Genomic DNA, 6,834 nt, shown 5'->3' on the forward strand with positions numbered 1-6,834 from the left:
AGCGCTTAACTTTCTGACCTGTCTGGACATTTTTATCACCTCTCTTTTACATTTTACCATTTTTAGGACGAAAAAGGAACGTCCCTATATGTCCCATTAAACAGAATAACTCCTGCTAATTTATACAGAAATTGGCGGGAGTTATTTTATTCCGCTGTTGCTAATATACGGTTCTCCTCGATTAATCTTAAACGAACTTGTTACTTTAATGTACATGGCACCATTGTCATGTCATAAGTGGAACACCTTGATTTTACTGGCCATAGGCATTTTCTTGTTCTAGTACATGCCACTAAATCATTCCTTAACGTGCCACTACTATATCTTGAAAATCCAGGATGTATCTGGCTTTAACGGCATCTTTATATTATTCCATAACATGACAAGCCAAGTGCTTGGTTCAGTCCATCCCCACCACAATGTCGTAGGGACTAGATCTTTTTAAATCAATTAGCTAGCTTTGCACCGACTCTATCTTATAAGATTATTTTTTAAACTACTATACTTTATTTGCTTTTTTCCATTCGCGCCACTACTCTGTGCCATAAGTGTTTCTGTAAGAAACTTCCTTCTACGCTTTCTTCCATATCCAGAAACATTTTATACGGAACAGTAAATGACAACATGTCAGCTTCGACCATGGGGCGTACTGTAATATCAGTCAACCCCACAACCGCTCTTGGATTTTCCTTCTGGGCTTCGGAGTAGGGAACTAGGAAAATGGACTGACACCCTGCGCCAAAAGGTATCATAACATTTTCACTTCCCGGTCTGTAATAGTTTGCAAGTACTGTAAGGGCCGATAACTGATCATTATTAACATAAAACACAATTAACTCCGGTAGTTCCTTGGCAGTATCAATCTGTGACAAAGGTTTAAAAATTACGTACTGGTAGGGAAGATCAGTGATTGGCAAACACTCAACAAACTCTGCTCCCAGCTCAGGATTTTTTATATATCCTTCGCCTTCAAACTGGCCGCTTTTACCAACTGACAAAAAGTATTCAATCCCACCCGGATAATTCGGATATTGGCCAAAACCTAAGCCTACTTTACCACCAGGACAGCCTGTGGTTTTACGTTCAAAAACTGAGGTTTTTCCTTTGGCTGCCGCAATAAATAACGGAATTGCACAGCTCCACTGCCCTTCTTTACCCTGAAGCGCCCCTGCCGGTTTTTCATTGCTAAGCAAAACAGCTACCGGCTCATAATGCAAGCTCAATTCTTTAACCAAACGGCTTTCCATCTTCTTTACCTCACTTTATTTTATATTTTATACTGTTATGAAAATGTTTACTTGTCACTACCGGATATCTTTATCAGTGTTTATAAACGTCTATGCTTATCATTATAGTTGTCATGACAACTATGACTTCAAAAAAAATCGGCTACTTGATGTTATCATAAATTTGATTTAGCATTTTCTTCATTTCTGCCACTTTATGTTGTTCTATGCCTGCTGTTGCTTTATCTAATAGTTGCTTAACCTTGGGAATTAATTGTTCACGCAATGCCCACCCATCATCAGTCAAAAATATTTGAAAAGATCGCTTATCCACTGGGTGAGCTTTTCGAACCACTAACCCCTTGATAATTAACTTTTCCAAAATGCGATTCGTGTTCGGTTTATCTTTAAAGGTCAAATCTGACAGCTCTTTGGGGGTAACACCTTCTTGTTCCCATAAACAGTTTAATATAGCCCATTGCTCTGGCGTTACATCATTTTCTTTTAATTGTTGAAATAATTCATTTTTTAGTTTTGTATTTACTTTATTTAGAATAAATCCTAATGAATCATCTAATTTAAAATTCATTTGAACCACCATCTTAGTTGTCTTGACAACTACATTATAATATCATTGTAATAATCAGTCAATATAAGTTAAATCAAATTTCAGAAAAATACATCAGATAAATCAGCATAATTAATACAATATCAACCAAAAGTATGTAATTGTTATCTTAATGAACATGGCACCAATGGCAGACTCCATATCCTATACTTAGAAAAATTGGCTTGTCTTCTTTCTTAGCTTGCTCAAACGCCTCAACGCTCCAAGTGTACCAATCTATTGGGTTGTAGGCATGCTGGAGTAAATATGGGCTTTTTTCATTTATCAATCGGTTAGGCTTTTTGTCCATGAAAACCACCTCCAGAATTAGTTCCATAACATGATACCGATGTTCTATCTGGGAAGTTATATATTTCTTTAAAGGTGATAGCAATGAACCCATTTGAACCTTTAATTTTGAAAGAATCCATAAAACCTCTCCATTCCCACTGACAGCTTAGGTACACATTTTTGTTCTGGGGTCATTTTCATCAATGCATTCAATTCCTTCGTATCCCTTGGCTCTAGCGTTATCATAAAGTTTTTCTAGAGTAGTAAGGTTTTTACAATATAATTCAACATAACTACAATCTGCAATTAACAAACATAATTCGCAATCGCTTTTTAGAAACTCCTCATATGTATCAAAATTGCTTAACTGCGTTCCCTTCGGAAATGCCTTTAACGTTGTAAAAATTACATAATAGATGTTACTCTTTATCAACTCGTCAAAAATTACTCCGTCAACAACGTTTGCATTATCAAATAAATCCTCATCTTGTTGACCATACACCCGTTTCCATACTTCTGTACTACATTCGATTTTCCAATCATACGGGGTACAATCAAGCGCTTCAAATATTTGTGCCAAGTGTTTTCCGTATTCATTAGGAATTTGAAAGCTAACTCCACGCTTCAGCAAATTATCACCTTCTCAATATCCCATTATTCGAGGTCATTGCCACCTGCGTATATTTTTTTTCAATTACCGTTTCCAATGACTACTAATGCCTCACGACCTGATTAGATTCATTATATATTTATTAGCAACATCCATATTTCCCGTAAAATGTTCTACAAGTATTTCTACTCCTTGTAATCCGCCTGGTTCGTTATAATCAATATTACAAAATACAGGTTGCCTTTTATAAACTTTGAGATTTTTATCAAAAATTGCTATGATTTTTTCTTCGCTTTGCATAAGCACACCTGAGTTTTTTGCGGTATAAGGGGTTTTCATATTTGGCAATTGGATTATTTCTTCTCCAACGGTCGTATTTAACACCTCAACACCAAGCCAATTATTTTTATCATCATACAACAAACTTCCTGATAGATTGACTAATGTTCTTACTGTAATTCCATCAAATTCTCTAAAATAAATGTATATACTAGCTGAATTACCATGCCTTGAAACTGTTATCCTCATACTTTTATAACACCTCTAAAAGACTCCATTTTCTTGCCAACTAAACAATTCACTAATGAAAAATTCTCGTTTACGAAAATTATTTATGATTAATGCTCAAGTCTTCAAATATGAGTTATTTGCCATGAAATATACTATCGATATAACCACGCCAATAATCATTATGCTCTCTTCCTATTCAGAAAGGCAACAGCTATCTAAGTTACGTATTGTCAGAGATTTTTAGTAAACAATCAACAATTCTTTTTATTTTATTTTTTCCCCTATTTTTAATTATAAAATCAAGGATACTGCTATCAATTTCCCAGTCTTCTTTAGTGAACACCTCCTTCAATAATAGACTTTCTTTAAGTAATCTTTCAAGATATTTACTATCTTCATTTTGCTTAACCCATTCCACAAGTTCTTCAAGTGTGAATGTTCCTGCTCCATTTAGTCCATTCCAATAAAAATCAATAAAATGTATAAATGTCACTATATCAGCTTTAGTAATCATTCTCTAATACCACCCATATACTCTTTACTAAAATTATCAGACACTCATTCTTGCCCAAGAACTTACTTCTCAATTACTCCAAAACAAATTTCAAAGCAAGTAATGATTCACGATATCCTATACTAATAATTAAATAAATAACATATTTATCCTGCAAATACAAAAACCAGCACTCAAGTGCTGATTTTTATTGGATGTATTATAATATAAATAAACTCTGAGCAGAGCAAGTCCCTTCTATGCATCAGAAAAGCAACCAAACAGAACTAGCAAGGTTGGTGGTTAATTTTGAATTTTACATGCCCTTGTTGTGGCTATAAAACCTTACATGATACAGGCGAATATTCTATTTGTCCGATATGTTTCTGGGAAGATGACTTATATCAAAAACAGAATCCATATTCATCTGAAGGTGCAAATCATATTTCATTACTCGAAGGACAAGTAAATTATAGAAGATTTGGTGCTTGTGATAATACATGTATAAACCACGTTCGTAAACCAACTTCAATCGATGAATATGATTCTAATTGGATGCCATTAATAACTCCAAATCAAGCTTTCTTAAAATGGATAAATATAAACGAAAAACTTTGGAAAGAACACGGTATAGCTATTGAAAATATTAAGATTGCTTCTGAACAAATCTCTGATAATCCTTGCGTGACTGTATATCATTACAGCAATAATAAAATTGGCGTAATCACAGTATGGGAAACTAATACGTATTATTACGAGATTGAAGACTGTGATAATGGTAATACCTTATTATTAAAAAATGACTCTTTTGAAGCACTACCTAATTTTGATGAAACATTTTGTTCCTACTTTACATTAATGAATGATAAGTAATTACATTTGATTTATAATAGCCTAGATGCTAAATCGACATATTTTTATGTTACTTTATCATACAATTCATGTATACGATAATATTCGATATAACTTAATATTTCTTAGTTCATATTTCCAGGTTTTTTTATAGCAAAGAACACAGCACTAGATTGGCAGGCTGTGTTTTTATATTTGGCATAATCCCACCGTTTTTATTGGCTGCCCCTTGGTGTCAATCCGCGCCTGAGGATCCGCTGCAGCCTATTTTGTATCGCTGTCCTCAAGTGAAAAGAATGTCATTGTATCCATTACTATTTATGCCACCAGTAATTGCGGCGAATGGAGGTTTATATGCAATATGTAGAGTCAAGGCACACGACAGTCGCAATCTCGACTGGTGATCATAAGAAAGCGGCATTATATTTTGATAGAATCATTCCAACACATTCAGCTTATAAAGTGCCTGAAATATTAAAGGAGCCTCTCAATTTCGGAGACTGGAAATTATCCACACTATTCAGCATGTGGTCCAACCAGGAAACTACAAGCCATGATTCCATGGAAATGGCTCGACAGATTTTTGAGTTCGTTTTTCGAGAACTTCCGAAGAGTGTGAAATATGATCCAAAATATATAGAAGAACTGCAGAAAAATACAATTAGGGTTGCTAAATCGGAATGGAGTAATGCTAATATTGTGTCTTTATTGCTGCGCCATGGCAATATTGCTAAAAATAGGTTACTAGTTCCATCTTATGATAGTAAAGAACAAGAAGATGACTTCGTGATATCAGGAGATGATCAAGTGGCACAAGTAATATTAGCTAATTTAGATCTGATTGATACTAATAAACTAGATTGGCAACAAATAATAGAAGCCAAAAAAGACGAAGATTTTCATAGAAAGCTACGCGCTGTTATGCTTTTTATTTACAAAAATTACCTTGGTCAATCTGCATCTTTTATTAAAGATGACATAATGCAACAACTTGAAGAATATCATCAAATCTGTAAGAAGCATGGATTCAAGCTGGTAACTAGCTCTCTGTCTATTGTTTTAAATTCTAAATCATTGCTATGGACTATCTGTGCTGAAACTATTGCATTATTAAGTGGCTTGCCACTCCAAATGCTTACTCCGGTTCTGCTTGCTGAAGCAGCGTTAGAGGTGGGGAAAGTGGCGATAAACTATGTTGAACACAAACGTGACATCACCGATTACAAAAGGAGCCACCCTTTATCGTATATACTACAGTTTCCTTTACAGGATAGTAGGGATTAATTTGCCCTTGATATTTCGAAATTTGATAGATAACAATGATTAATTTTATTAGTGCAGAAAAAAACACAGCTCTGTACATGACAGGCTGTATTTTTGTTTATGTCAGACCTGAGACTAATTCTCACATTATGACAAATAAATTGATAATGGAATGGATCACCTAAAACACGCCTATGCTCTCAGCAACATGAGCGTCAGACATCGTAGACTCCCGCCACCTGCCAGAAGAGCGTCAGGATGGAATTCTATGATTTCAATCCCCTTGCTGTACAGCTGGCTTTTTGTCTGCGCATTAAGGGCAATGTCATAATGAAGCATGGTGTTAGCGTCAATCGGAATAAACGAACAAGCCCACTTCTGCTGTTCCTCATCTGATACCGAAATAAGTTCCATTTGTCGTTCAAACATAAATTGCCTGAAATCACCAATTTCCTGCCTACCGTTTTGAGTGATATGCCAAGCCTTTAAAAAGGCTGGCAAGTATACAAGTGCCAGATGATCATTGATTTTTCCGAACAGCATGTCGGCATGCATATAGCGCCTTACCTTCACAACATCAACGTAAATAATTTCTGAAAATAGAGTCAGCACATAGGGAATAAACTTTTCCACCGAGGCCGAACGGTGTCGCTCAGTGCAGGCAATAAATACCGTACTAGGTGACAATATCAAAAATCCCTCAAAGTGATCGGTTTCGTCAAACTCATAGCAAATGGGCACTCCTAAATTTTTCAAAGCTTCTTTAACAACAATGTCTTCTCCAGATCGTCCATATCCCATCTTAGACAGCACAGCACCATGCCGAGGGAGACATCAAGGGACGGGGAGACATCAAGTGGGGAGACATCAAGGGACGTTCCTTTTCGGGAGACATCAAGGGACGTTCCTTTTCCGTCAACTTCTTGCTATCACACCACGAGAAATTCCAGTTGCACGCTCAATCTGTCGAATGGATAATCCT

Annotated in this window: 9 protein-coding genes; 2 read left to right on the forward strand and 7 right to left on the reverse strand. The window is 35.8% G+C overall.

Annotated features, from left to right (window positions below):
- Positions 1 to 506: 506 nt before the first annotated feature.
- From BLR65_RS28260 to BLR65_RS28285, 6 genes are all read right to left on the reverse strand, one after another.
- Positions 507 to 1,247, reverse strand: a complete 741-nt coding sequence (locus BLR65_RS28260; protein WP_093798103.1) for a DUF169 domain-containing protein — start codon at positions 1,245 to 1,247, stop codon at positions 507 to 509.
- A gap of 142 nt (positions 1,248 to 1,389) precedes the next feature.
- Entirely contained in the window at positions 1,390 to 1,815 is a 426-nt protein-coding gene (locus tag BLR65_RS28265) for a MarR family winged helix-turn-helix transcriptional regulator (protein ID WP_093798105.1), read from the reverse strand.
- A 148-nt stretch (positions 1,816 to 1,963) separates the two neighbouring features.
- Positions 1,964 to 2,143, reverse strand: coding sequence for a DUF255 domain-containing protein (locus BLR65_RS28270; protein ID WP_093798107.1), 180 nt, complete (start codon positions 2,141 to 2,143; stop codon positions 1,964 to 1,966).
- 147 nt (positions 2,144 to 2,290) lie between these two features.
- Entirely contained in the window at positions 2,291 to 2,755 is a 465-nt protein-coding gene (locus tag BLR65_RS28275; RefSeq protein WP_211285229.1) for a DUF2691 family protein, read from the reverse strand.
- A 90-nt stretch (positions 2,756 to 2,845) separates the two neighbouring features.
- Entirely contained in the window at positions 2,846 to 3,262 is a 417-nt protein-coding gene (locus BLR65_RS28280; protein WP_143122692.1) for a hypothetical protein, read from the reverse strand.
- 202 nt (positions 3,263 to 3,464) lie between these two features.
- Positions 3,465 to 3,758 carry a hypothetical protein gene (locus BLR65_RS28285; RefSeq protein WP_093798111.1) on the reverse strand — a complete coding sequence of 98 codons (294 nt, stop codon included), beginning with the start codon at positions 3,756 to 3,758 and terminating at the stop codon, positions 3,465 to 3,467.
- A gap of 288 nt (positions 3,759 to 4,046) precedes the next feature.
- Here BLR65_RS28285 and BLR65_RS28290 point away from each other — a divergent pair, with 288 nt between their 5' ends.
- Both BLR65_RS28290 and BLR65_RS28295 read left to right on the forward strand, forming a co-directional pair.
- Entirely contained in the window at positions 4,047 to 4,610 is a 564-nt protein-coding gene (locus BLR65_RS28290) for an immunity protein TriTu family protein (protein WP_093798113.1), read from the forward strand.
- A 333-nt stretch (positions 4,611 to 4,943) separates the two neighbouring features.
- The gene (locus BLR65_RS28295; protein ID WP_093798115.1) at positions 4,944 to 5,873 is read left to right on the forward strand and encodes a hypothetical protein; all 930 of its coding nucleotides are present in this window, start codon (positions 4,944 to 4,946) and stop codon (positions 5,871 to 5,873) included.
- 171 nt (positions 5,874 to 6,044) lie between these two features.
- Here BLR65_RS28295 and BLR65_RS28300 read toward each other — a convergent pair whose 3' ends face one another.
- A complete protein-coding gene (locus tag BLR65_RS28300) occupies positions 6,045 to 6,608 on the reverse strand; it encodes an arginine deiminase family protein (protein ID WP_176772828.1) in 564 nt (187 codons plus the stop codon).
- Between the last annotated feature and the right edge of the window lie 226 nt (positions 6,609 to 6,834).

The sequence above is a fragment of the Sporomusa acidovorans genome, assembly GCF_900101845.1.
Taxonomy (GTDB): Bacteria; Bacillota; Negativicutes; order Sporomusales; family Sporomusaceae; genus Sporomusa; species Sporomusa acidovorans.

Coding starts and splice junctions, on each gene's coding strand:
- BLR65_RS28280 (WP_143122692.1), bottom strand. CDS start 3,262: ATGAGGATAACAGTTTCAAGGCATGGTAATTCAGCTAGTATATACATT.
- BLR65_RS28260 (WP_093798103.1), bottom strand. CDS start 1,247: ATGGAAAGCCGTTTGGTTAAAGAATTGAGCTTGCATTATGAGCCGGTA.
- BLR65_RS28270 (WP_093798107.1), bottom strand. CDS start 2,143: ATGGACAAAAAGCCTAACCGATTGATAAATGAAAAAAGCCCATATTTA.
- BLR65_RS28265 (WP_093798105.1), bottom strand. CDS start 1,815: ATGAATTTTAAATTAGATGATTCATTAGGATTTATTCTAAATAAAGTA.
- BLR65_RS28285 (WP_093798111.1), bottom strand. CDS start 3,758: ATGATTACTAAAGCTGATATAGTGACATTTATACATTTTATTGATTTT.
- BLR65_RS28295 (WP_093798115.1), top strand. CDS start 4,944: ATGCAATATGTAGAGTCAAGGCACACGACAGTCGCAATCTCGACTGGT.